The sequence below is a fragment of the Pseudanabaena cinerea FACHB-1277 genome (assembly GCF_014696345.1).
Taxonomy (GTDB): domain Bacteria; phylum Cyanobacteriota; class Cyanobacteriia; order Pseudanabaenales; family Pseudanabaenaceae; genus Pseudanabaena; species Pseudanabaena cinerea.
On sequence record NZ_JACJPY010000049.1, the window covers coordinates 1 to 24,217 of the forward strand.

Here is a 24,217-nt window from a genome sequence, read left to right on the forward strand (position 1 = left end):
GAATGCTGCTGGTTTATGGAACTTCTATTTAGATTCTGCTTAAAAATGGATGGAAAAAGTAAAACCCTTTCTGTACTTTACTTTTATTTCCCAACAGGTCTATTAATCTCCAAACTTAATTTGAGATTCTTGGAATTGTCAAAGCAATTAAAAACAATTCAAAAATATGAGTAACCAAAATCAAGTGCAAAAACAGGTCGCAAATCAAGCGATCGCCACCAACTCTAACCCCAATTTCGATGTCACGCCCCTAATCATGCCCATTAGTTATTCCATCTCAGGAGCGATCGCCCTCGCTGCGCTTGCTGCTTTTCTGCGTCAACTGTTCAACCTTGGCAGAGAATAGCCATGAATGCTGTCACGATCGCCATTCAGTTTAGATGTAATTTAGATGTGTGAGAGTCCCATATTGAAAAACTCTTGTTTTTCGCAGGTAACTCGCATTACATTTTATAGCGTCATGGCGATCGCGCAATGTGTAGCGCATGATGCTAATTAGTTTGTTAGCGATCGGGTGACACTTTGACAATCGCGCTAGTAAATTTAAGTGCTAAGATACTTGCTGCATATCAATCAAAACCTATACCCTTTGCTGCACCTGTTATGAGTACGACCGAACTTCCTAAACAATATAACCCCCTCGAAGCCGAAACTAAATGGCAAAAATATTGGGAAGATAGCGGCGTATTTGTGGCAGAGTCAAACAGCGATCGCCCCCCCTACTGCATCATGATCCCGCCGCCAAACGTCACGGGCAGTCTGCACATGGGTCATGCTTTTCAGGAAATATTGATCGATATTTTGATCCGTTACCATCGGATGCGCGGCTTTAACACCCTCTGGCTGCCTGGTACTGACCATGCCAGTATTGCAGTCCAAACCATTCTCGATAAGCAGATCAAGGCAGAAGGCAAGACCAACCAAGAAATTGGGCGCGAAAAATTTTTAGAACGGGCTTGGCAATGGAAAGCCGAATCAGGTGGCACAATTGTCTCGCAGTTGCGGCGGCTAGGTGCTTCGGCAGACTGGACGAGGGAACGCTTTACGATGGATGCAGGACTCTCTAATGCCGTAACTGAAGCTTTTGTCAAACTCTATGATGCAGGTTTGATCTATCGGGGCGAATATCTTGTTAATTGGTGTCCCGCTTCCCAATCAGCCGTATCAGATTTAGAAGTAGATAGCAAAGAAGTCCAAGGGCATCTGTGGAACTTTCGCTATCCCCTTGCCGATGGCTCTGGTCACTTGGTCGTAGCGACCACCCGTCCCGAAACCATGCTCGGTGATACGGCAGTGGCTGTCAATCCTGAAGACGATCGCTACCAGCATCTCATCGGCAAAACGGTGATGCTGCCCATCATGAATCGTGAAATTCCCATCATTGCTGATCAATATGTCGATCGCACCTTTGGTAGTGGCTGCGTCAAGATCACACCCGCCCATGATCCCAACGACTTTGAGATGGGACAGCGCCATAATTTACCCTTGATCAATATTCTCAATAAAGATGGTTCCGTTAATGAAAATGGCGGCGAATTTCAAGGGCAGGATCGCTTTGTGGCGCGGAAGAATGTGGTGGCAAAGTTAGAATCATTGGGGTTAGTGGAAAAGATTGAAGACTATACCCACAGTGTTCCCTATTCCGAACGTGGCAAGGTTCCCGTTGAGCCATTACTTTCCATTCAATGGTTCGTCAAAATCAAGCCCCTCGCCGACAATGCTCTAGAGCAGTTCGATCAGCATAATTCCCCCACTTTTGTTCCCGATCGCTGGGGTAAGGTCTATCGCGATTGGCTAGTCCGCATTAAGGACTGGTGCATTTCCCGTCAGCTTTGGTGGGGACATCAGATTCCTGCATGGTATGCCCCCGATGGCACAATTTTTGTGGCTAAGACCGAAGCGGAAGCTTACGCACAAGCTCAAGCAAAATTTGGTGCAGATGTCACCCTAGAGCGCGATCCTGATGTTTTAGACACTTGGTTCTCATCGGGCTTATGGCCATTCTCCACCCTAGGCTGGCCAGAAGCAACTGCGGACTTTCAAACCTTCTATCCCACGAGTGTTTTGGTAACAGGCTTTGACATTATCTTCTTCTGGGTGGCAAGGATGACGATGATGGCAGGTTATTTCACGGGTAAAATGCCCTTCCATACGGTTTACATTCATGGATTGGTGCGCGATGAAAATAATCAAAAGATGTCTAAATCCAAGAATAATGGCATCGATCCTTTATTGCTGATTAACAAGTATGGAACCGATGCGCTGCGTTATTCCCTCGTCAAGGAAGTGACGGGGGCAGGACAGGATATTCGCCTTGATTACAATCGCAAAACCGATGAATCGACAACGGTGGAGACAGCGCGAAACTTTGCCAATAAGTTATGGAATGCCTCACGGTTTGTGATTATGAATTTGGATGGCAATCATCACAGCGCTATAATTCCTAATGAAAATCTAGAACTTGCCGATCGCTGGATCTTGTCCCGTTACCATCAAACCATTTTGCAAGTGCGCGAACAGCTTGATGCCTATAGCCTCGGTGAAGCATCCCGCAGTCTCTATGAATTCTTTTGGGGTGACTTTTGCGATTGGTATATTGAATTGGTGAAATCGCGTCTGCAAGAGAGCGCCGATCCCCAGTCTCGCGATAGGGTGCGCCAAACCCTTAGCCTCGTCCTTGATGGGGTTTTACGGCTATTGCATCCCTTTGTTCCCCATGTCACCGAAGAGATTTGGCAACTGCTCACCTATGGAACTAGCGAACCATCAAGCGATCGTCCCGTTCTCGCCATTCAACCCTATCCCTCACTGGACAATGCCTCCATCGATCCCGAATTAGAAGAACAGTTCAATTTGCTATTCGGCACAATTCGTACAATTCGCAATCTTCGTGCTGAAGCCGAAATCAAGCCTAGTGCTAAATTAACGGTAATCTTGCAATCAGAAAACGAACGGGAGCGATCGCTGCTGGCGGCTGCCAAAAGTTACATTCTCGATCTGGCAAGGGTGGAAGACATGGCTATTGTGGAGGCAATTAGCGGCAAGGATACAGAGAAAGCGATCGCGGGTGTAATTGGCACGGTGCAGGTGATTGTGTCTCTAGTTGGCGTGGTGGATATTGCCCAACTGACGGCTAAATTAGAACGCAGTCTCGCCAAGCTAGAGGCAGCGATCGCCGCTTCTCAAAACCGCCTCAATAACGAAGGTTATGTCAAAAAAGCGCCCCCTGAAGTGGTGGCAACCGCCAGAGCCGAACTAGCGGAATCTCTCAAGCAGCAAGAGATTCTCAAGGCACGTCTAGCGCAGTTGCAAGGAAATAGCTAGAGTCAATAGCTTGTCGGCGCGAAGCGCCGATAAGCTATACAAGAGGCAAATGAAGTATAGAATAATCACAAACCTTTAAACTCATACCCATGTCAGAGTTAGTACCTTCAGAAATTCTTAAAAATCGCCTCAGTTACCAAGGCTCCAAATTCTCCTTTCATGTCGATCGCATCAAGTTACCCAATGGAGTCATTGGTGAATATTCTTACATCAAGCACCCTGGGGCAGGTTTAGCAGTTCCCGTAACCGCAGATGGTAAATTTATTCTTGTTAAACAATATCGATTTGCCATTCAGAAATATTTATTGGAATTTCCTGCTGGCACATTAGAGGTCGGCGAAGGGCATGATGTCACCATCAAACGGGAATTGGAAGAAGAAACAGGTTATAGTGCTGCCAAATGGCAATATCTAGGCGGGTTTTATCTTTGCCCAGGCTATTCCGATGAGGTAATTCACGCCTATTTAGCCGAGACACTCACTAAACTAGAACATCCCCCTGCTCAGGATGTGGATGAAGATATTGAAGTTGTGCTGTTGAGTCGGGATGAGATAGAAGCATTACTGCGATCGCCTGATGCTGACAGCAGCCTAGATGCCAAGTCAATTACCGCATTTTATTTAGCATTAAGCAGATCACCATCGACAATGGTGCTGTAGGATTGAGATTACCACTACTTTTACCTGATTAACTGACAAATTTGCCCGATAATTTGCAACAGCCAATGATTAAAGCCCCCATTAACCCCGATCAAATCAGTGAAGTCACTGATACCGTTGCCTCCCTCTACAATGTCTACCCCTTCCCTCCCGAACCATTTCTAGATGAGCCACCCCCAGGGTATAACTGGCGCTGGAATTGGCAAGCTGCCTATAGTTTTTGTACAGGCAAGAAGCCCGATCGCCAAAATATTCGCATTCTTGATGCAGGCTGCGGTTCGGGTGTGAGTACAGAATATTTGGTGCATCTCAATCCTGAAGCATCGGTGGTGGGCATTGACATTAGCGCAGGGACTTTGGCAGTGGCACAAGAGCGCTGTCGGCGATCGCGGGCGGATCGGGTGGCGTTTCATCACCTGAGTTTGTTTGATGTCGATCAACTAGCAGGAGAATTTGACCTAATTAATTCCGTGGGCGTTTTGCATCACACCGCCGATCCCATTCGTGGCATTCAGGCATTGGCAAGTAAGCTCGCCCCAGGAGGATTGCTACATATATTTGTCTATAGCGAATTAGGACGTTGGGAAATTGGCTTGATGCAGGAGGCGATTGCTTTGTTGCAGGGCGATCGCCGTGGCGACTATGCCGATGGCGTGCAGGTGGGGCGATCGCTATTTGCCACATTGCCCGAAACCAATTGTTTGCGCCGCCGCGAGCAGGAGCGTTGGGCAATGGAAAACCAGCAGGATGCCTGTTTTGCCGATATGTATGTGCATCCGCAGGAGATTGATTACAATATCAATACTCTATTTGAATTAATCGATGCTTCGGGCTTAGATTTCTTGGGCTTTTCCAATCCCCAAGTTTGGAACTTGGAGAGACTCATTGGCAAGGTTCCCGATCTGATGGAACGGCTGCAAGGACTAAGCGATCGCCAAAAATATCGACTGCTAGAGGTTCTTGATCCCCACACAATTTCCCATTATGAATTCTTTTTAAGTCGCCCACCTCTATCTAAGCAAAATTGGCAAATTGAATCCGAGCTATTAGCAGCAATCCCTGAACCTAGCCCCTGTATTTATGGCTGGCAAGAGAGTCCCAACTTCTTTGATTACAATTATCAAATTGTGAAGCTCAGTGATGCTCAGTGGCAATTTTTATTAGGCTGCGATCGCCAAAAAAATGTCGCCGAAATTCTCGCTGCGGTGAATGTTTCTCCCAATCTTTCCTTGGATGATGTACGATCGCTACAACAATTGCAGGTAATTGTATTGGGCTAAAAGTAAAAGGTGCAAAGTCCCTTTCATGGCAACTTTCAGTTAGTCATGTTACAAACAGGGGCAGTTCATGATTTTTGGTCTTCAGTTTTCACTTTGTCCGTAATAAACGGTTTTCACATATGAAATGGATAAAATGGATTTATATCGCCGCAGGAATAGCATTTGTGCTAAAAATGCTATTCCTAGCAAACCCAGCACCGCGTTTGCCCTTCTCAATCGTTGAGGCGATCGCCAAAGATAGCGGCGTGAGTAACGTGGTGTCGGGTATTATATTTCGCAATCGCCTCTATGACACAATTTTTGAAGTAATCGTTTTCACGATCGCAATTATGGGGGCAAATTTTTTGATGGCTAATGAGCAACCCTTTACCCGAATTTATCAATTTACCGATCAGACTTCCATTGTCCTTGCTCAACTAGGGGCAACAGTCGCCGCCCTAGTCGGTATCGAACTCGCAATCCGTGGACACCTTAGCCCAGGAGGAGGCTTTGCGGCAGGTGTGGCGGGTGGCACAGCGATCGGCTTAATTGCAATTACTTCGTCTCCCGAAAGATTACAAAATGTTTATAAACGTTGGCACGCCGCCACTTGGGAAAAGGTATCAGTATTGATTTTTATTGTTCTATCAGTAGTTACCCTCTCAGGGATAGAACTGCCCCACGGACAAATGGGCGACCTATTTAGTGGCGGTATTATCCCAATCCTGAATATATTGGTGGCGATCAAGGTGGCGTTAGGCTCATGGTCAGTCGTATTAGTTTTTATTCGCTATCGCGGTTTATTGTAATAATGACAGCGTTATTATTGTCGTTAAGACTTATGGTTGCGACCTATGCAGAACATATTTGCAGGTATCTTCTTTTCTATTGGATTTATATTTTTGACCGTGACCGTTTCATCTTTGGCGACCAAAGATTCTACCCCAAAAGATCGCAGTGCGGCTATGGGGGGAATTATCATCGGAGTTCCTGCAATAGCTGCGGGAACTTGGTTGGTTTTGAAGCAGCGAAAAAGGCATGATGATCTCAAGGAAGTACGGCAAAGGCAGATTGAATTTAACTTTTTAACGACATTGCAGGCTAATGACGGTAGCATTACGGCAATTAGTTTTGCGATCGCCAATCAGTTAACCCTAGATGAAGCAAAGCAATATTTAGACGCAAAAGCGGCTCAATTGAATGCTGATTTTAATGTTACTGAAGATGGCGGCGTGAGCTATAAGTTTTATCTGTCTTAAGTTTGTCCATCACGGCTTTGCCATGACGGGCAAAAATTGCACTGTAAATTATGAGCGTAACTATGGAAAAATGGCAACGTGCCGAGGGGCGAGCTTGGGATCAACTGCGTCCTGTAAGTTTGCAACGAGGCTTTACCTCTGCCCCTGCGGGATCGGTGTTAGCCAAGTTTGGCAATACGCAATTAATTTGCACGGTGTCGATCGCTGAGGGTGTACCCAAATTTTTGCTAGGTAGCAATCAGGGGTGGCTGACAGCCGAATATCGGATGCTACCTGCCTCCACGATGCCACGACAGGAGCGAGAACTGATGAAGCTGTCGGGGCGAACGCAGGAAATCCAGAGGTTAATCGGGCGCAGTTTACGGGCAGCGATCGACATGACCGCGATCGCCAATTACACTTTTAATATTGATATTGATGTACTTCAGGCGGATGGCGGCACGCGCACGGGCGGCATTACGGGCGGCTTTATTGCCCTCAAAGATGCCTGCAATCGCCTATTAAATGAAGGTAAAATTAGCCGTAATCCCATTATCAAATCCGTGGCGGCGGTATCAGTGGGGCTAATTAATGGGCATCCAATTTTAGATCTCAACTATCAAGAAGATGTGGCGGTGTCGGTGGATCTCAATGTGGTTATGGATAGCCAAGGCAAATTGATTGAGGTGCAGGGTACTGGCGAATCCGATACATTTTCGCGATCGCAGCTTAATCAAATGCTGGATGTGGCAGAAAAAGGTATTAGCGAGTTGTTGCGCTTGTCGCTAACTTAAAACCCCAAAAAATTTAGAGCATTGGCGCGAAGCACCAATGCTCTAAATTTCTTGGGGTTTTTAATAGGATGTTAATAAAACTTGCTAACTGGGTAATATCCTGCTTGTGAAAAGCATAGACAGTGCAGTGACACAAAAATGTGTCCGATGAGGAAAAGTTATGAAGGCAGTGCGATTAAATCTTGAAGACAAACAGAATTGGCAGAAGTTACAATATATTCTGACCAGTCTTGCTTCCGATTACATGGATCTAGTGGCGGCAGAGCAAACTGAATTTAAGTTTGAGCAGCAGATTCTATCCATTGCTTTTACGCTCATTAGTGCCGATGGTGATCGCGATCGCCTCAATGAATTTACACAAATCCTAGATCGTTACTTCAATCGCTTACAACTATTGGGCGCAAGGCGGATTGAATGGGAGTTTTATTTAATTGGGGAATCAGTACCAATGCTCACGCAGGGGCGGGACATTCCATTGTTGACCGCGCCTGTGGCTAATGTTGTTGCAAATAATTCTGCTCTTGCCCGTCAACCTAAGCGATCGTCACTAAGTCAAAAGAACCAAAGGAGCCAAAAGAACCTAAATCGCAGATCAGGTAGTGCCATTAGCAAGGGCAAAGCAAAGATTGCCGATCTTGCCAAGGCTGCCTATGGTTGGCTCACCGATCCCAAGACGATCGCCGCCGCCCAAACCACTAGCCGCCTCACCATTCGCGATCCTAGAGGCACTTTAATCGCGGTCAAAGATATCGCGATCGCCCGTTTCGAGCAGACCCTGCAATGGGTCGATACCTTCCCTTGGGAGACATGGACTAAGGAAAAGGCACAACAAATCAAGCGCCGCCACCAGCGTAATTTGGTAAGGGCAATCATCGAGGATGTCCTAATTTTTGCGGTCATGGCGATCGCTGCCTTCTGGTTGATTGAAGCTCTATCGCCACCTTCCTTCAACTTGGCGCTGTTACCTCAGCAGCACTATGACAGCAATATGACCAATGCTCAATATCGCTGCGGCAATCCTGCGGTAAATCTCAAAAATTATGTCTGTTTAACAAGGGGAATGCGCTATGACCAAGTTGCCAGCATTTTAGGCTCTGATGGCAAGCCTTTAGGTATTGATCATAAATATGGCGATCGCGCCGTAATCATTAGCTGGTCTAGTCCTGATTTAAGTCTCAATGCCACTTTTGTCAACGATCAACTCGTCTCTAGAGCTTACCGCCAACTATCGGCTAATAAGTAATTCTAAATTAAGAAGTGGCTTAGCCATTTCTTAACTCATCTTACACAGATAGAATTCCTGAGATAGCTAAGGTCTCGGGCTGGAGCGGGACACAGCCCTACAAAAGATGAGTTTCATCGGTTAAGAAATCAGTCCTAGTCTGCATGGATTTGAGAATACCGCACTTACTCTTGATACCCAATTGCTTCTCTCCCGCTTTTTTTCTTGCTATAGTAACTTCAATTTAGTCGCCTTGTACTAGTGTTGTTAATCTTGCTCAAATCATCAATCAAATGGCAGGGTAATAACTTTTGTCGCGCAGGAACTTCTAATTTACATAGCCTAGCTGCCTCGATCGCAAAGTCGATACAATTAATTCCCCAACAGATAGAGAACCAGCGATTAGTATACTTCTCTTCTAGGATAGCGATCGCTTCTTGTAAGATGCGATCGGGTACTTCAAAGCGGATGGATTTCTTGATATAGATTGCGCGATCAGAATGATCAACGTAGCCCCAAAATACTGGAAATTTAGGGATTTTCGGCTTAAATCCGCACCAAATTTTGATCTCTGCATACTCAAATAAGCAAGCAGCATGGGGAAAGCCTGTTTCGCTAATGATTGTGAGATTACCCATTTGGAATTTAGACTAAAAAGATGGAAAGAAAGGCATAAAGTACTTGAGACAAACTACCAAAGGAGCAATGCTCAATAAAGCCAATTGACATTGATTACCATGATTTACCAGAAACTACAAGAATTTCGCAAGTCGATTTATGAACTTCTTCGCGGAAGGTGTTTTCGAGGATGCCGCCGCGTGTGCCGCCGATGCCCTTAGCATATGCCATAGCGCGATCGCGGGCTTGTCCAGTGGCATCTTGATATACCGCCAAGGCTAATGTCGAGATACATTATGAAAGATGCTCCCACAAATATTTACGATCATGATAATCCACAAAGATTGCTATAGAGATGTCATAATGGTAAGCAAGTTATTTAGACAAAAAAGCAATCGTATCTCTAATCTCGCTCTAGACTCTAATCAACCACAAGCAAAGACTTACACTAACAAAGCAGAATAGGCGATCGCGATGAGATTTTGTCGGATACCATAAAGTTCATTGAGCAGGAATCAGTTAATTAAGCGATTACAAGCAAGCAACAGGAGTCTATATGCACTTACAAAGAGTTCAAGTTCCCGATTTTCGAGTTCTCAAGGATGTAGACATTACTTTTGAGAAAGATTTTAACCCTAGAGTTTTCCCCCTCGGCAGCCAAAACGGCGGCGGCAAAAGTACTTTATTGCAGTTGGTTTTTATATTGTTATATTGCTCAGCTAATTCTGATAGTTTGCTTGCTTTAAAAAATCTGCTTCATGGATTTAATTTGCCTAAAGATGAAGATAAAAGAATATTAGCTATTATTGATATTTGGGATAACCAAAATACAGTAAAATTAGAATTTTTCGTTTGCAAAGATTATGTCGTTCAACAAGCATCAAATACTGCTGAAAGAGAAATAGAAGAAATAAGAACAAAGTTTTCTGTGTTTACAGAATCAAAGACTTTCCAGAATGAATTAAATAATTTATCTAATAAGTTAAAACTACTACAGGAGAGCATAAAAAAAATAGACTCTAATTATCCTGAGTTATTAAATCCACAAGCTTCATATGCTCCTATAGACAGTGAACCTGATGATTCAACTAAATCATTACTTATAGAAATGTTACGAGCGCAACTATGGGAACTAGATATTTTTTTGGAAATAGAAGATATGGATAAGCTATCTTCAGAGTTAAATTTCAAACTTGAACAAGCAAAATCTAACTTAATAAAAAGTCAAAGAACAACTGACTTTAAAATAAAGGAACTGAACGCTGAGATAGACCTTTTAAAGGCTAAACTAAGAAAAGATAATATAATATATATATCTGACTACATTGCTACAGATAATTCATCAGATAATTTAGCCTTACTTTGTAATGTAAAAGATTTAAGAATTGACTCAGCTCATCAATTCTTCAACCAGCTATCAAACAGAATATTCTTAGCTGCTCCATCAACTCAAGTTTTCTTGTTCCTATCTAAACCATCAAGAAGATCTCTTTTCTTAGATAGGGATAAGTACTATTCATTACTAAGTAAATCAAATAATAAATTACCTGGACTTTTTACATACGATTTCTTAGCAGTTGACTTACTCATTGAATATTTTAAGACTGCAAGAGATCAAGATTTTAGACAAGCGCTAGAGACAGGTGAATACGGTAATAATTATCAAAATGTACTAAAAGATTTGAGGCTTTTACTTCAAGACAAAAAAGTTAATTTAAGATCAGATTTTTCAGGATTAACCTTTACTAAAGAAATATATGGCAAAACAGTTGAACTAGAACCAGAAGATTTAAGTCATGGAGAGCTAAAAAGGTTAAGTATCTATGTTTGGATAAAGCACAACAATATTAAAGATGCAATTGTATTAATGGATGAAGTAGATCTTGCATTGCATCCAGATTGGCAGTATCAGATTGTCTCTGACTTACTTGAATGGGAGCCAAGTAATCAATATATATTAGCTACCCATTCCTATGAATTGTGTAACGCCTTAACACCTTCCCATGTAAAAATATTAGAGCCAAAACTTACAGAAAGACGTAGTGATTAGTTATGAGTTTAAGTAAGGAAGAATTAGAACAACACTGCAAGTTTATTTTAAGTGATAGCAGAGTTAGAAACAAAATTATTATTCTGTGTGAAGGTGATGTTTATAAAGAAAATGGTAAATTATCTCCTCTGTACTATAAAAAAATGGAAAACTTTCCAGATGCAAATTTTTATAGTGCCTGCGTTCCCAAACCTTGGAGCAACCTTAGACCATGCTTTTTTAACTGCGGCGATCGCAACGACGTTTTAGATACATACTTTACTTTGCGAGAGATGATCAAAGAAGATACAAATAATCAGTACAATTATCTTGAATACAATCATCCCAAGAAAATCTTTGCTTTAGTAGATTTAGATATTCAAATAAAAAAGATTAATAATTATCACTTTACTGATACACAGCAAATATTCTCTAACCTTTATCAAAGTGGTAAAATCAATACTCTTAATTCAGAGCTAGATCATGAAATATGGACTACAGGATTAATTCACAAAGAGGCATACTTTCTAATTCCAGTACTTCAATCACTATTTGATGAACAAATCAATCCTCCATTTTATAAAAACAGCCAATTGTTACTCAACAATATTTATATTTCTATGTCTCACGATATCAGCAGTGATTCTGATTTAAAAAATAGTTTTGAAATTGCCTGTTCTCGAATTTGTCATTGTAACGGATTGAATTTTAGTGATGCAGATAAATTGAGAGATAGCTGGATTAACGAGTTTCAAAATACTACGGATGAAGAAAGAAAGCATGAGCTAGTTTTTAGTTTACTAACCATCAGAAAAGCTAAAGAATATTGGCATCAAATTAAACCAAGTGATGAATTGGATATAGACGTTTCTCTGTATAGGAATCAACTTCTATTAGCGATCGCTAGAAATTTCTATGCAAAACAAACCGATGATGAAGCAGCAGCGAAATATCACATTCCTTACTTTTTTAAAATGCTGCGTAAATTTGCTTAATGGGTAGAAGATCGCAGCCCTATTAAATTTACAGAACATTGATCCCAATAAAAAAGCGGCACATTGTGCCGCTTTTTTATTGAAAAATCAACTAGATCTTCTTCAACCAGCTAAACATAGCGCGGAGATCTTTACCGACTGCTTCGATCTGATGCTCAGCCTCTTGGCGGCGCATTGCTGTAAAGCCAGCCTTACCCGATAGATTTTCCAATACAAATTCACGAGCAAACTGACCAGACTGAATTTCCGAAAGAATTTTCTTCATCTCTGCCTTGGTTGCCGCATTGACCACACGGGGACCACGGGTATAGTCACCATACTCAGCCGTATTCGAGATGCTATAGCGCATATTTGCCATACCACCTTCTACCATCAAATCCACGATGAGCTTAACTTCGTGCATACATTCAAAGTAAGCCAGTTCGGGTTGATAGCCAGCTTCAACGAGGGTTTCAAATCCAGCCTTCACCAAAGCACACAGACCGCCGCAGAGTACAGCTTGTTCGCCGAATAGATCGGTTTCGGTTTCTTCGCGGAAGGTGGTTTCGAGGATGCCGCCCCTTGTGCCGCCAATGCCTTTAGCATATGCCATAGCGCGATCGCGGGCTTGTCCAGTAGCATCTTGATATACCGCAAACAAGGCGGGGACACCTTGCCCCTGAGTGTAGGTACGCCTTACCAAATGTCCAGGGCCCTTGGGCGCAACCATGATCACATCCACATCCGCAGGAGGGACAACTTGGGCAAAGTGAATATTAAAGCCATGGGCAAAAGCAAGGGTATTGCCAGCCTTTAAATTAGGGGCAATTTCTGAGGCGTAAATCGCTTTTTGGGTTTCATCGGGTAGCAAAATCATGATCAGGTCAGCCGCCGCCGAAGCATCAGCTACGGTTTTGACGGTTAAACCATCAGATTCTGCTTTTTGCCATGAAGGACTGCCTTCATATAGCCCCACGATGACATCCACGCCGCTATCCTTGAGGTTGAGGGCATGGGCGTGACCCTGAGAACCATAGCCGATAATTGCAACCGTCTTACCTGCTAAAAATTCAAGATTTGCGTCCGTGTCGTAGTACATCCGAGCCATAGTGTGGTTTTCTCCAAGACAAATAATTTAGCTAAGTTGTAATTTCTATTGTCAATTAGCTATAAACAGTTTTTCTAGTCTAGCAAAAGGCGTACATCTAAAGGAATATTTTTTTAAAAAGGCGATCGCTTAGAAAACTATGCAAAACTTTGATCATTAAGCATTAAATATTAACAAACAATTAACAAACCCTTCCTTTATGAAACGTATTACGCTGCTTGGCTCCACAGGATCGATTGGTACGCAAACCCTAGATATTGTTGCCGAATATCCTCAAGAATTTCAAATTGTGGGCATGACCGCAGGGGGCAACATTGATTTATTTGCTCAGCAAATACGACAGTTTCAGCCTGAAATTGTGGCGATCGCCAATGATCGAAAAATTGGCGAACTTAAGGAGGCGATCGCTGATTTGCCACAACCGCCGATCATGCTTGCAGGGGCAGAAGGGATTGAAACCGTGGCAGCCTATGGCGATGCCGAAGCAGTGGTCACAGGGATTGTCGGTTGTGCAGGGCTATTACCGACGATCGCCGCCATCAAAGCAGGTAAAAATATTGCCCTTGCCAATAAGGAAACCCTCATCGCTGGCGGTGAAGTGGTCGTACCACTAGTCAAAAAATATGGCGTAAAATTATTGCCAGCCGACTCCGAGCATTCAGCAATTTTTCAGTGCTTGCAGGGTGTGCCAGAAAATGGACTAAGGCGGATCATTCTCACCGCTTCGGGCGGGGCATTTCGCGATCGCCCCACTAGCGAGATGACTAACGTCACCGTTGCTGATGCCCTCAAGCATCCCAACTGGGCAATGGGTAAAAAAATTACCATCGACTCAGCCACCCTGATGAATAAGGGGCTAGAAGTAATTGAGGCACATTATTTATTTGACGTTGACTACGATCATATTGAAATAGTGATCCATCCCCAAAGCATCATTCATTCCTTGATCGAACTCACCGACACCTCAGTACTAGCGCAGTTGGGCATCCCTGATATGCGCCTGCCCCTGCTCTATGCCCTATCCTATCCCGATCGCCTGCCCACCCAATGGGAGCGCCTCGACTTGGTGAAATGCGGCACTTTGACCTTCCGCGCCCCCGATCATCAAAAATATCCCTGCATGGATCTTGCCTATGCCGCAGGTCGCGCTGGTGGCACAATGCCTGCCGTCCTCAATGCTGCCAATGAGCAAGTGGTAGAGCTATTCCTGCAAGAACGGATTCGCTATAGCCAGATTGCTGACCTAATTAAATATGTATGCGATCGCCATGATTGCGTATCACATCCAGAATTAGAGGACATTCTCGCAGCCGATCGCTGGGCAAGAAGTACCGTACTAGAGCAGGTGATGGTGAGCGTATAACCTAATAATGAAATAATGAATAATGGGCGGCTAACGCCGCCAATCATAGGTTTCATAGGTTATACGCTTTCAGAGCGTATTCTGCCGCCACTGCCACTTGAGGATGGGCATCCTTAGATAAATAGTTGAGTGCTGACAGACTTTTTTCACTTTTGAGGTTCCCCAAAGCCTCCGCCAAACGCTGTCTGGTTAGCCAATCATCCGATTGCACAAAGCGCAAAATCCGATCCACACAGCGCACATCCCCCACCTCTCCCAAAGCAGCGATCGCTGCCTGATGCAACATCGTCTCTTCACTATCAAGGGCTTGCATCAAAGCATCATAGGCTCTACCATCGCCCAAATTGCCCAACGACACCGCCGCGCTAAATCTTACCAGCCATTCTGTGTCCTCATAAAAAGCACGTAAAAGTGGCTCCACAGCTCGATTATCCTGCAAGTAGCCCATTGCCCCTGCCGCATCAGCGCGAATGCCATAGTCATTTTCCGTTTCCAAGATCTTTGCCAAGATCGGAAAACAATCCTCTGTATGCTTTAAACCTAGAGCAAATACTGCCATCGAGCGAATTTGCAGGTTATCGTCATCGATTACCTTTAAAATGAGGGGAACCGCCTGCTCAGGCTCCAAATTGCGTAAAGATACCAAAGCTCTGAGGCGATCGCGGGAATTTTCACTCTCCAGTTGTTGGGCAAGGGCGGTCAAATCGGGAGCATTGGGCAAGGGGCGATCGCGAGCATCTGAACTAATAGACATAGAAAAACCTAAAAACTAACTATTAAAACCATTAAAATGATATCAAACCTAAGAATCGAGTAATAGTACTTAGACCCGCACCTCGATTCGTCACTCAATTCTTAGATCTACGTCCTCGTGCACTAGGATGCAAATAACTTATGATTTGTGTAACTCAATTAGCAGTGAAAAGCGTTGCTTAAAGTTATATTAGCAAAGCCGCTTGTCTTGAAATTAGCAAAGAGTTTCTGAGAAAGCGCCATCTCATAGCCCCTAAGACAAAAGATTTACGCTCGTGAGGAGTGGAATATGAAAAAACTATCTTTGCAATTGGCTGGCGGTATCACCTTGTTGGGCGCAATGTTGGGCGCGATCGCCGCTACGCCCACAATGGCTGAAACCAACGTATCCCAAATCAGCCAAGCCATGAGTAGCGATGCTGTTGCTCAAAACGTTACCTCTGTATCTCAACTGAGAACAAGGTTGGCAACAGTACGCAAACCAACCTAGAAGCTTTCATTAGATTTCCAATTACCAACAACATCACCATCACTCCCGATATTCAAGTGATTTTTAACGCCAATAACAACAGCGCTAATAGCACGTTAATTATCGGCACATTAAGAACTGTCTTTAGTTTTTAAAGAAAGGCACGCTTTGCGCCCTTTTTGCGCCCTTTTTGTGATGATTTAGGATCTCACCACATACATATATAAGGTTCTCCCCCCACAATGCCAGCCCCAAAAACCGCTTAATAGGACTTCGCTTCCCCATCTGATTCCTAGACTTTGTTAAAATAAGCCAGTTGGGTGAACTAAAACCTTATCCTTGTGTGCTACGATACAAATAATCTATGACTTGTGTAACCAAATTATCAGCACCAACCGCTATATGAAGTTACTTTAGAAAAAGTGTCTATCCTGAAATCAGTAAAAAATCTTAGGAAAACGCCAACTCATAGCCCCTAAAACAAAAAATTTACTCTCGTGAGGAGTGGAATATGAAAAAACTATCTTTGCAATTGGCTGGCGGTATCACCTTGTTGGGCGCGATCGCCGCTATGCCCGCAATGGCTGAAACCAACGTATCCAAAATCAGCCAAGCCATGAGTAGCGATGCTGTTGCTCAAAACGTTACCTCTGTATCTCAACTCAGCGATGTCCGTCCTACCGACTGGGCATTCACCGCATTACAATCCCTCGTTGAGCGTTACGGTTGCATCGCTGGCTACCCTGATCGCACCTTCCGTGGCAACCAAGCCACCAGCCGTTATGAATTTGCTGCTGGTTTGAATGCTTGCTTAGACAAGATCAACGAAATCATCTCCGCAGGTTTGGCTGACAAGGTATCCAAAGAAGACCTCGCCACCTTGCAAAAGCTTCAAGAAGAATTTGCTGCTGAACTTGCCACCCTTCGTGGTCGTGTTGATGCCCTCGACGCTAAGACCGCTAAGCTCGAAGCTCAACAGTTCTCCACCACCACCAAGCTCTCTGGCGAAGCAATCATGTCCGTACAGGGCGGTAGTGGTAATACTGGCGCTCCAACCAGCACCAACGTCTTTGTATCTAGCCGAGTTCGCTTAGATCTCAACACCAGCTTTACTGGCTCTGACTTGTTAAAGACCAGACTCGAAGTTGGTAATGGGACTGTCAATATTCCTACTGCATTCGGTGCTGGCAGTGGTCCTGCGGGTAGCAATATCGGTTTCCAAACCTATGGTCAAGACTACACTGGCTTAGCTGGTGGATCTACATTTACCCTTGCCAAGTTGCGCTATGACTTCAACATTGCCGATGCTCGCGTGTCCGTTGGTCCTGTGATGCACGCCTATGATCACATCGACACCAACAGCTACGCTAACAATGAAGCAGTTGATTTCGTTTCTACTTTCTTCATCAACAACCCTCTCCACGTTCTTGTTAATAACCAAACTGGTGGCGCTGGTGCTGCCTTTGATTGGAATATTAGCAAGAGTGCATTTACCCTTCGTGGCTTGTACTTGGCTGGTAATGGCGCTCAACCTGCTGCTACTGCTGCTAACAATGGTGGTTTGTTTGGTGATGCTTATCAAGCAACTGCTGAACTTGAATTTGCACCTAAGAATGACAAAGGTGAAAAGCCTTTTGCCCTCAAGTTGCTATACACCAACGGCTCGGTTGCTAACACCGACATTAATGCGGGTGGTGTAAATGTTGAGTGGAAGTTTGCTAAGGGTGCAGCATTGTTTGGTCGCTATGGCTTCGGCTCTACCAAGCGTACACCTATTCTTGGTGCTGCTACTGCTGATCTTAGCCCTCAAACTTGGATGTTTGGTTTGGCATTCCCTGACTTGTTTAAGGAAGGTGCAATGGCAGGTATTGCTGTTGGACAACCTTTCATCGAAAACAAGGTTGGTAATGCAACCCAAACCAACTTGGAATTGTTCTACAACTTCCCTGTCACCAGCAATATCCGCATCACTCCTGATGTTCAATTCATCTTCAACCCCAATAACTCCAGCGCCAACAGCACTATCTTTGTTGGTACTTTGAGAACCGTATTCTCCTTCTAGGTTGTTAGATTATTAATTTAGCCAAACAAAAAAGCCCCGCAATGCGGGGCTTTTTTGTTTGGCTACATACCAATTAGACGCTTTGCCATCGGGAAATAGGTTGCCCATATTTTGGGATCGGGGCGGCTTGCCCAATCACGGCGCGAGACTCGTAACTGTAAAATAATGGCGGCTTTGTCTAGATCAGGGTTTTGGGCGGTCACTTTGACGGATACATTAGAAACTAAGACTTCACGATCAAAGGTGCGCTGAGCCGCCGATCGCGCTAAGATCTCCGCTTTTCGCATCATTACCGTAAAGCCCTCGTCCCGATTGGCGAGTAAGCGAATGTCGACCTCACGGCGTTCCGCCGAAGCAGGATAAGCGATCGCCAAAAATGACAGCCCAGCGATCGCCGTCACCAGAGATTGTTTAAAAGTCTGGGGTAATTTAGGGAAAAAGTCAGCAAATTTGACGTTTAGCATTGCCAGATACCCACAAAAAAAGTTAAAGATCAAGAAAGAGCAAGTTTATCAAAAGGTCGTCAAGATATTAGCAAAAAATTTGGGAAAAATTGTGCTATTGTCTGCTAACAAATTTGGCATCAGAGCTTAGCTCATTTGATTGCCTGTTTGATCATTTTTGATCATTAAAGTTAGGATATTGCGCCGCTTTGCGCCGCAACATCGTAGCCCAAAATTCTACTTTTTTAATCGCTACTCTCAAAATATGGAGGTCATCTAGGGGGCATTATGTCAAAAGCTGTGATTAGTAGTTTAATTGACGAAATTAACCTATTGCTGAGCCGTCCTGTGGGTTCTGTGTCACGCAGGGTGTCACCAGATACGATCTATCAAAGGGAGCAGCTAAAACAGTTGCGATCGCACCTTGAGAACTTAACCGACGACGCATATTTAGGCAATCTAGAACAGGAATATCAAGCCTTGGTAGAGCGTCTGCAATCTCAACAGCAACAGGGTATAAACCAAAGCGCAAATCAGCTCAAAACGGATAAACTAGAGACATTGCCCCCATCATTGGTTAGTCCGACTAGTAATCTTACTGGCAATGTTTTTAGCGTGGAACCTGACTTATTTAAGGAGACTAGCACCATGACCAATGCTACGCCCGACCCCAACCCCACATTTATCAACGATCGCATGATTGCTTCTTTACAACAGGCAATTCAGCAGACATTGCAACAGGTTGTTAAAGAGTCGGTGCAGCAGTCGGTGCAGCAAATTGTCAGTCAGACCTTGGCGGTTGAAAGGGCGTTGATGGTGGGAGAGATTTCGGCGAGCCTAAACCAAAGTATTGATCAAAGCCTGAGTCAAGGATTAAGCAAAATTGCGGAAAATCAGCAACGATCGCAAATAAGCCAAGAGTTAGCTTCGTTAAATCAACAAAAGCAAAGGTTAAATGATGAAATTGCCAAACTAGAGTCCGATCGCAGTAATTGGATGCAACAATTTCAGGAATTTCAAAGCTCACAGCAAGAATCAATGCGGCGATCGCTGCAATCGGTTGATCAATATGTGCGTGAGCAGATTGTGGATACAGTGCAACAGACCGTACAACAGACCGTACAGCAAACCGTACAGCAAACCGTGCAGCAAACCGTGCATCCGCCTATCCCATCTGTCACAGATACCACTCCTAACAGTGCCAGCAGTTATGATGCCGAGTTTGCTAGTCGTGTCCAAGCACAAAGCGATCGCTTTTTAGCCCATCTAGATGAAATGTTTAATTCTACATTTCAGTCCCTAGAGCAAGATATGCAAGAGTATCAAAGTGCGATCGCCACCAAAATCAGCTATATGGAAACCCTTGAGCAGAAGGGTGAGGCGTTAATTAGTGCTTTGGTAGAGCGCATTAGTCAGCAAAATGAAGCTCAAAATGAAGCGCCAATAGTTAATGCGCCGACAGTGCAACTGCCCGAATTACCTGCGGATATTCCTGTTAGATATTTAGAGACTGTGCCAGAGCCTGCGGACGAGAGTCTAATTAGTGCCTTATTGGCGGGTAACGAGTTTGGCGAAACAATAGTTGCTGCGGATATGGAGACAATTATTGAGCCTAGATTGGCAGTAGTTGCACCAAATATTGAGCCAAGTTCTGAGATCGAGCAGAGTAATAGTTCAAATATTGAGCTAAGTTCTGAGATCGAGCAGAGTGATAGTTCAGATATTGAGCCAAATATTGAGTCAAATATTGAGTCAAATATTCTAGCGATCGCTGCCCCTGCTGAAAATCTGAGTATCGAGAAATTACTAGATGCCCCATCAGATAGCTTATTTGAGGAATCTGTAACCACCGAAATTGATCCCCTGACGGATGAATCAGCGCAGGAAATTTATTTTGCCGATAATACAATTAATCCAGACTTTGATCTTGAGGCTCCAACACAGCTAGTTGAAAATTTTGGTCTATACGATGAACATCAACAGGCTAGTGCTTCTGATGTTAGGGAATTAGAAGAACTAGTGCAGAACCAGCAGGCTTTCAATGATTTAGAGAGCAATGGCTTGGAGCGAGGGCAATCAGTTAGTGATGTGCCTGTTAATGATGAATTAATGCCTAGGGGTGAAGATCCTGAACTTTTGGAATGGCTAGATGAAAGTAGCAATTGCCCGACTCCCACTAACTTGGCGGAGATATCGGCAGACGAAGAGTTACTATCTTGGTTGGGAAATGATGCGATCGATATGGCAAAGTTGCCTTTAGAAAGTAAATCTACAGGTTCAGCAACGAATATTTCCGTAATTAAAGATATTACGGCTGAACTATTAGTATCAACTAGTCCATCTTCAGCTATTAACATTACCTCTAAAACCCCCCCCGATGTTAAGGGCGATCGCCAAACCAATCAGCTTGCTCAACCTAGTGCTATTAATTTAGCAAAAGCCAATGAAAGAGCCAGTGAGAAAGTTAATGCACCATTCTTTCGCGAACTTATCAGCGATCAAGCTGATGATTCTGATGAGTCTCTAATTCTATTTGCCAACAATGCGGATCAAGATGATGCGGAATCGCCTGATTGGGAAGATTCTCTATTCAATGAATTAAATTCTGACTTAGAACATTTGGATGCTGGCGTGGGCATCGATCCCCTAATTGCGGCAAACATTGATCAATTTATTCGTAATACACCTTACTCTGTTAACAATTGGGAAGAAGACCTATCTTTAGAACCACAAACTATTGAAACTCTGCTGCAAAGTACTGATAGCGATCGCCAAGCTATGGAGTTACAAATTGAAAATGTGCCAGAGTTGCCCGTAGTAGCAGCTCCATCTACAGAAGCAGTCTCTGAGCAGCCTGATGAAGTTGGGAATATTAAAGCATCTGAGATCTTTCCAATTATCGAGAATCCTGATGTGCTATTTCTCAATGAGTTAAATGAAGCCTTCGATGATGAATCGACAGATGCCCCCTCCCCAAATCTAGTGGCGGAAAATATAGGCTCGTCTGCTGACGCGATCGATGATGAGATGGATGCAATTTTTGCGGATGTGATTGCGGACAACATGGCAAAGCAATCTCAGGATGATCCCTTTGAAACTGGAGATGAACTCGATTTATTATTCAAAGGGGATGCAGAGGCTAATTTAGCAGTTGACGGTGCAATTAGTCCATCTGTTAGCGCAATAGTTGCTCCAATCGAGCAATTTACCGCAGATGCTAACGCACTGTTTATTGATGATATTACGGATGATAGTGCCAATACCATTCTTGATCTTGAAGTGGAGTTGACAGGGCAGACAATCGCAAGTGTAGAGCAAAATCTAGACATTGATTTTGATAGTGAAAGCGATCTGGAAACCTTGCTATTTGGCTTCGACCCTGCGACAGAACTTGAAAGTCATCAGTCTTTAAATACTGCCAATACCGTCAAGACATTGGCGATCGATCAAGATATCCTTACACAGACTCCACCTGGTGGAGATGAGCAAAATCTGGAGCTAGATGCGGATATTCTCAAAGATATGTTTGCCTTTGAGCCATCTGAAGAAGAGATTGCGTCAACAAATAAAACTATTCAGGAAGATAATGCTGACTCTAGTTTAGTGATGGCAGAAGTTACCAGTTTTGTGGTAATGGAAGATATGGCAACAGTGTTAGAGTCTAGTATCGAGTCTGCGATCGCCTCGCCTGTTACCGATGATGGGGAAGATGACTGGACTGCGGCCCTAGAGCAGCTTGAGGCAAAACTATCTCAAGAACAAAGAAATCTAAAAATATCTTCTCAAGCTAAACCTATTACTCAAGTCTCTGAGCTATCGGCAGATGAGTTTTTTGCCTCCTTAGAATATGAAAAGGAATATGAACAACTGAGCGCCTTTGCTGATAAATCAGGTGTTGCCGATGGTGATTTGTCTGGGGACTTGATGGCGATCGCCGATGACGAAGTTGATGATAGCAATCTTGATGCAGATGACTTGCTACTCAATCAATTTGCTGACGCTCAAACTGATCAGTCCACAGATTCTGGTCGCAGAGAATGGGATAACTTACTGAATGATCTGGATACTTTTAATTTTAATCAACCACTGCTTGACGATCACCGCCAACAAATGGGTCTGTCTGCGGTTGCGCCCATTAGTGACACGAGTGAAAATGTCTTAGATATTGACTCCCTTGTCATCGAGACACAGCGCGATCCCCTCATTCCTGCACCGCCAGCACCAGAGGTTTATAGCCTAGATGACACTTGGATTTTAGGCATCGACTTTGGCAGTGTGGCAGTTAGAGCCAGTCTGCTCAATGCTAATACCAACAAGGTTTATGCCCTCTCCCTTGATGATTGTGAAGAACTAAGCTGCCAGTTAGCTTGGGCGACTGGTCAGCAAGTTGACGATCCGATCGCTGCCAATATGCGCGTAGTCACCAAAAAATCAAGAAACTTTGAGCTAGAAACTGGCGAAATTGCCATCAATCAATTTAAGCAATTTCTCAAAATTGGACTGCCCTATCGCGGGGTCAGTGCTTGGCAACCGATCATTCAATGGTCAGATCAACAGCAATTGAATTTGCGTTGGTTGGTGGGCGCTCTCAAAACTCTGTTAGAACAGATCCAAACCCGTGCCAGTCATGGCAAATTGCCAGACTTGGGCTTGATTTTGCTAAAACTGAGTGGTGTGGTGTTTGGCTATCCCGATCATTGGTCTGACGCTTATATTCTCAATGTCCGTGAGGCGATCGTGAAGGCAGGGCTAGTCAAGCAACCTGAACAGGTTTTGGCAGTGGAGCAAGCGATCGCCCCAATTTTATCCTTAATCCATAATCAAGAATTAGCAAATCAAATTACCCTCTTAATGGATGCAGGAGCCTTGACGACTAGCATTTGCTTGGTGAAGGGCGCAGTTAATCCGCAGGAGCGGGTAGATGCTACCAAGATCCAAGTCCATAGCATTGACTATGCGGGCAATGGCATCAATCAAGATATTGTCATACATCTGTTCTATCCCCATTGGCAATTAATCACCAATCCCCATCGCCATCTTTGCAACCTTGAGCATCTCAGTCTGCCAGAGGTGGGCGCACCTGCTCCAGAATTGCGGATACTGCTCCAGCAATATCTCTGCGGTTTTGAGTTAGGAAGACAGATGTTAGAGTTTGCCGATCGCGTCAAAATTGCCTTTAGTGAAGACCCTAGCCGCGAGCAATGGAATGATGAACTAATGGGACATCCGCTTTTGGTGATGCGCCGCGAATTAGAGAACTTAATTTTGCAACCCTTTATCAAGCGCCTCAATCGCGAATTGAATAATGTCTTGAGCAATGCTGGTCTATTAGGCGAAGATGTGGCGCAGATTTTGCTATTGGGTGGCACAATGGCTATGCCATCCCTATCCCGTTGGCTATCGCAAAAGCTACCCAATGCTCAAATTGAAAGCCTACCTAAGACAGCGATCGCCGATGGACTCGCCGTAGCCCCACTTTATTCACAGATGTATAATGTGGCGCGTCAGCAATATTCCGATTACTTCCTATTGCAAGAAATTTGTCGCCTTAATCTCACTAAGTCGATCAATTCTGCCCAATTGCTAAATCAGTTAAAAATGCGTGGCGTGAATATTAAAGCTTGCCGCGATCGCCTATTGACCATTTTGCAGGGCGATCTGCCCGATGGGCTGTTCCCTTGGCAAGAGCCAGAGCAAGGGGTAATCTTGGAAGATCCCACCCTCAGCAATGATTTATTGGCAGGGCGTTTGTTTGAGCTAGAAACCGATGGTACTTATCAGCCTAACGTGGTTAAATTTCAGCAATTGCGGATCTATTTGCAAGCAGTCATTAGCAATATGAGCCAATCATTAAACGAGCCACTGGTGTTTCCTGAAATTTTGGCTATCGCCAATGATTAAT

General features: G+C 44.1%; 18 protein-coding genes and 2 pseudogenes. 15 read left to right on the forward strand and 5 right to left on the reverse strand.

Annotated features, from left to right (window positions below):
- Window positions 1-166 precede the first annotated feature (166 nt).
- From H6F44_RS14390 to H6F44_RS14425, 8 genes are all read left to right on the forward strand, one after another.
- Window positions 167-346 (forward strand): hypothetical protein, encoded by a 180-nt coding sequence (locus H6F44_RS14390; protein ID WP_190351722.1) that lies wholly within the window; start codon window positions 167-169, stop codon window positions 344-346.
- A gap of 257 nt (window positions 347-603) precedes the next feature.
- Window positions 604-3,324: a valine--tRNA ligase gene (locus H6F44_RS14395; protein WP_190351723.1), complete on the forward strand. Its 2,721-nt coding sequence runs from the start codon at window positions 604-606 to the stop codon at window positions 3,322-3,324.
- Between the two features lie 89 nt (window positions 3,325-3,413).
- Window positions 3,414-3,983, forward strand: coding sequence for an NUDIX hydrolase (locus H6F44_RS14400; RefSeq protein WP_190351724.1), 570 nt, complete (start codon window positions 3,414-3,416; stop codon window positions 3,981-3,983).
- Window positions 3,984-4,048: 65 nt separating this feature from the next.
- Window positions 4,049-5,263 carry a class I SAM-dependent methyltransferase gene (locus H6F44_RS14405; protein ID WP_190351725.1) on the forward strand — a complete coding sequence of 405 codons (1,215 nt, stop codon included), beginning with the start codon at window positions 4,049-4,051 and terminating at the stop codon, window positions 5,261-5,263.
- Between the two features lie 128 nt (window positions 5,264-5,391).
- Window positions 5,392-6,051: a Na(+)/H(+) antiporter subunit B gene (locus tag H6F44_RS14410; protein ID WP_190351753.1), complete on the forward strand. Its 660-nt coding sequence runs from the start codon at window positions 5,392-5,394 to the stop codon at window positions 6,049-6,051.
- Between the two features lie 45 nt (window positions 6,052-6,096).
- Window positions 6,097-6,501, forward strand: coding sequence for a hypothetical protein (locus H6F44_RS14415; protein WP_190351726.1), 405 nt, complete (start codon window positions 6,097-6,099; stop codon window positions 6,499-6,501).
- A 50-nt stretch (window positions 6,502-6,551) separates the two neighbouring features.
- The gene (gene rph, locus H6F44_RS14420; RefSeq protein WP_242016583.1) at window positions 6,552-7,274 is read left to right on the forward strand and encodes a ribonuclease PH; all 723 of its coding nucleotides are present in this window, start codon (window positions 6,552-6,554) and stop codon (window positions 7,272-7,274) included.
- 160 nt (window positions 7,275-7,434) lie between these two features.
- The gene (locus H6F44_RS14425; RefSeq protein ID WP_190351728.1) at window positions 7,435-8,517 is read left to right on the forward strand and encodes a hypothetical protein; all 1,083 of its coding nucleotides are present in this window, start codon (window positions 7,435-7,437) and stop codon (window positions 8,515-8,517) included.
- 218 nt (window positions 8,518-8,735) lie between these two features.
- Here H6F44_RS14425 and H6F44_RS14430 read toward each other — a convergent pair whose 3' ends face one another.
- Window positions 8,736-9,134 (reverse strand): hypothetical protein, encoded by a 399-nt coding sequence (locus H6F44_RS14430; protein WP_190351729.1) that lies wholly within the window; start codon window positions 9,132-9,134, stop codon window positions 8,736-8,738.
- Between the two features lie 145 nt (window positions 9,135-9,279).
- Window positions 9,280-9,387 (reverse strand): annotated as a pseudogene (locus H6F44_RS14435) (ketol-acid reductoisomerase); the annotation flags it as partial.
- Between the two features lie 283 nt (window positions 9,388-9,670).
- Between H6F44_RS14435 and H6F44_RS14440 the strand changes: the two are divergent.
- Window positions 9,671-11,164, forward strand: a complete 1,494-nt coding sequence (locus H6F44_RS14440) for an AAA family ATPase (RefSeq protein ID WP_190351730.1) — start codon at window positions 9,671-9,673, stop codon at window positions 11,162-11,164.
- A gap of 2 nt (window positions 11,165-11,166) precedes the next feature.
- Entirely contained in the window at window positions 11,167-12,138 is a 972-nt protein-coding gene (locus tag H6F44_RS14445; protein ID WP_190351731.1) for a hypothetical protein, read from the forward strand.
- Window positions 12,139-12,229: 91 nt separating this feature from the next.
- Here H6F44_RS14445 and ilvC read toward each other — a convergent pair whose 3' ends face one another.
- The gene (gene ilvC / locus H6F44_RS14450) at window positions 12,230-13,225 is read right to left on the reverse strand and encodes a ketol-acid reductoisomerase (RefSeq protein ID WP_190351732.1); all 996 of its coding nucleotides are present in this window, start codon (window positions 13,223-13,225) and stop codon (window positions 12,230-12,232) included.
- 199 nt (window positions 13,226-13,424) lie between these two features.
- On the opposite strand from ilvC, the gene H6F44_RS14455 reads away from it, so the two are divergent.
- Window positions 13,425-14,588, forward strand: coding sequence for a 1-deoxy-D-xylulose-5-phosphate reductoisomerase (locus tag H6F44_RS14455; RefSeq protein ID WP_190351733.1), 1,164 nt, complete (start codon window positions 13,425-13,427; stop codon window positions 14,586-14,588).
- Between the two features lie 52 nt (window positions 14,589-14,640).
- Here H6F44_RS14455 and H6F44_RS14460 read toward each other — a convergent pair whose 3' ends face one another.
- Window positions 14,641-15,342: a HEAT repeat domain-containing protein gene (locus H6F44_RS14460; RefSeq protein ID WP_190351734.1), complete on the reverse strand. Its 702-nt coding sequence runs from the start codon at window positions 15,340-15,342 to the stop codon at window positions 14,641-14,643.
- A 288-nt stretch (window positions 15,343-15,630) separates the two neighbouring features.
- Here H6F44_RS14460 and H6F44_RS14465 point away from each other — a divergent pair, with 288 nt between their 5' ends.
- The 3 genes and pseudogenes from H6F44_RS14465 (at window position 15,631) to H6F44_RS14475 (ending at window position 17,872) form a co-directional block, all read left to right on the forward strand.
- Complete coding sequence (locus H6F44_RS14465; RefSeq protein ID WP_190351735.1) at window positions 15,631-15,831, forward strand: hypothetical protein; 201 nt, start codon at window positions 15,631-15,633, stop codon at window positions 15,829-15,831.
- Window positions 15,795-15,965 (forward strand): annotated as a pseudogene (locus H6F44_RS24060) (carbohydrate porin); the annotation flags it as partial. The gene H6F44_RS14465 and the pseudogene H6F44_RS24060, both read left to right, overlap by 37 nt.
- A gap of 356 nt (window positions 15,966-16,321) precedes the next feature.
- Window positions 16,322-17,872, forward strand: a complete 1,551-nt coding sequence (locus tag H6F44_RS14475) for an iron uptake porin (protein ID WP_190351736.1) — start codon at window positions 16,322-16,324, stop codon at window positions 17,870-17,872.
- Window positions 17,873-17,934: 62 nt separating this feature from the next.
- Here the strand turns inward: H6F44_RS14475 and H6F44_RS14480 are convergent, their stop codons facing one another.
- A complete protein-coding gene (locus tag H6F44_RS14480; protein WP_190351737.1) occupies window positions 17,935-18,336 on the reverse strand; it encodes a hypothetical protein in 402 nt (133 codons plus the stop codon).
- Between the two features lie 267 nt (window positions 18,337-18,603).
- Between H6F44_RS14480 and H6F44_RS14485 the strand changes: the two genes are divergently transcribed.
- The gene (locus H6F44_RS14485; protein ID WP_190351738.1) at window positions 18,604-24,216 is read left to right on the forward strand and encodes a hypothetical protein; all 5,613 of its coding nucleotides are present in this window, start codon (window positions 18,604-18,606) and stop codon (window positions 24,214-24,216) included.
- Window position 24,217: the final 1 nt, after the last annotated feature.

Bases quoted from the DNA above. Each gene is read 5' to 3' on its own strand.
- H6F44_RS14405 (WP_190351725.1), top strand. From the start codon at position 4,049: ATGATTAAAGCCCCCATTAACCCCGATCAAATCAGTGAAGTCACTGAT.
- H6F44_RS14485 (WP_190351738.1), top strand. From the start codon at position 18,604: ATGTCAAAAGCTGTGATTAGTAGTTTAATTGACGAAATTAACCTATTG.
- H6F44_RS14440 (WP_190351730.1), top strand. From the start codon at position 9,671: ATGCACTTACAAAGAGTTCAAGTTCCCGATTTTCGAGTTCTCAAGGAT.
- ilvC (WP_190351732.1), bottom strand. From the start codon at position 13,225: ATGGCTCGGATGTACTACGACACGGACGCAAATCTTGAATTTTTAGCA.
- rph (WP_242016583.1), top strand. From the start codon at position 6,552: ATGAGCGTAACTATGGAAAAATGGCAACGTGCCGAGGGGCGAGCTTGG.
- H6F44_RS14460 (WP_190351734.1), bottom strand. From the start codon at position 15,342: ATGTCTATTAGTTCAGATGCTCGCGATCGCCCCTTGCCCAATGCTCCC.
- H6F44_RS14390 (WP_190351722.1), top strand. From the start codon at position 167: ATGAGTAACCAAAATCAAGTGCAAAAACAGGTCGCAAATCAAGCGATC.
- H6F44_RS14475 (WP_190351736.1), top strand. From the start codon at position 16,322: ATGAAAAAACTATCTTTGCAATTGGCTGGCGGTATCACCTTGTTGGGC.
- H6F44_RS14430 (WP_190351729.1), bottom strand. From the start codon at position 9,134: ATGGGTAATCTCACAATCATTAGCGAAACAGGCTTTCCCCATGCTGCT.
- H6F44_RS14395 (WP_190351723.1), top strand. From the start codon at position 604: ATGAGTACGACCGAACTTCCTAAACAATATAACCCCCTCGAAGCCGAA.
- H6F44_RS14425 (WP_190351728.1), top strand. From the start codon at position 7,435: ATGAAGGCAGTGCGATTAAATCTTGAAGACAAACAGAATTGGCAGAAG.
- H6F44_RS14455 (WP_190351733.1), top strand. From the start codon at position 13,425: ATGAAACGTATTACGCTGCTTGGCTCCACAGGATCGATTGGTACGCAA.
- H6F44_RS14415 (WP_190351726.1), top strand. From the start codon at position 6,097: ATGCAGAACATATTTGCAGGTATCTTCTTTTCTATTGGATTTATATTT.
- H6F44_RS14480 (WP_190351737.1), bottom strand. From the start codon at position 18,336: ATGCTAAACGTCAAATTTGCTGACTTTTTCCCTAAATTACCCCAGACT.
- H6F44_RS14445 (WP_190351731.1), top strand. From the start codon at position 11,167: ATGAGTTTAAGTAAGGAAGAATTAGAACAACACTGCAAGTTTATTTTA.
- H6F44_RS14465 (WP_190351735.1), top strand. From the start codon at position 15,631: ATGAAAAAACTATCTTTGCAATTGGCTGGCGGTATCACCTTGTTGGGC.
- H6F44_RS14400 (WP_190351724.1), top strand. From the start codon at position 3,414: ATGTCAGAGTTAGTACCTTCAGAAATTCTTAAAAATCGCCTCAGTTAC.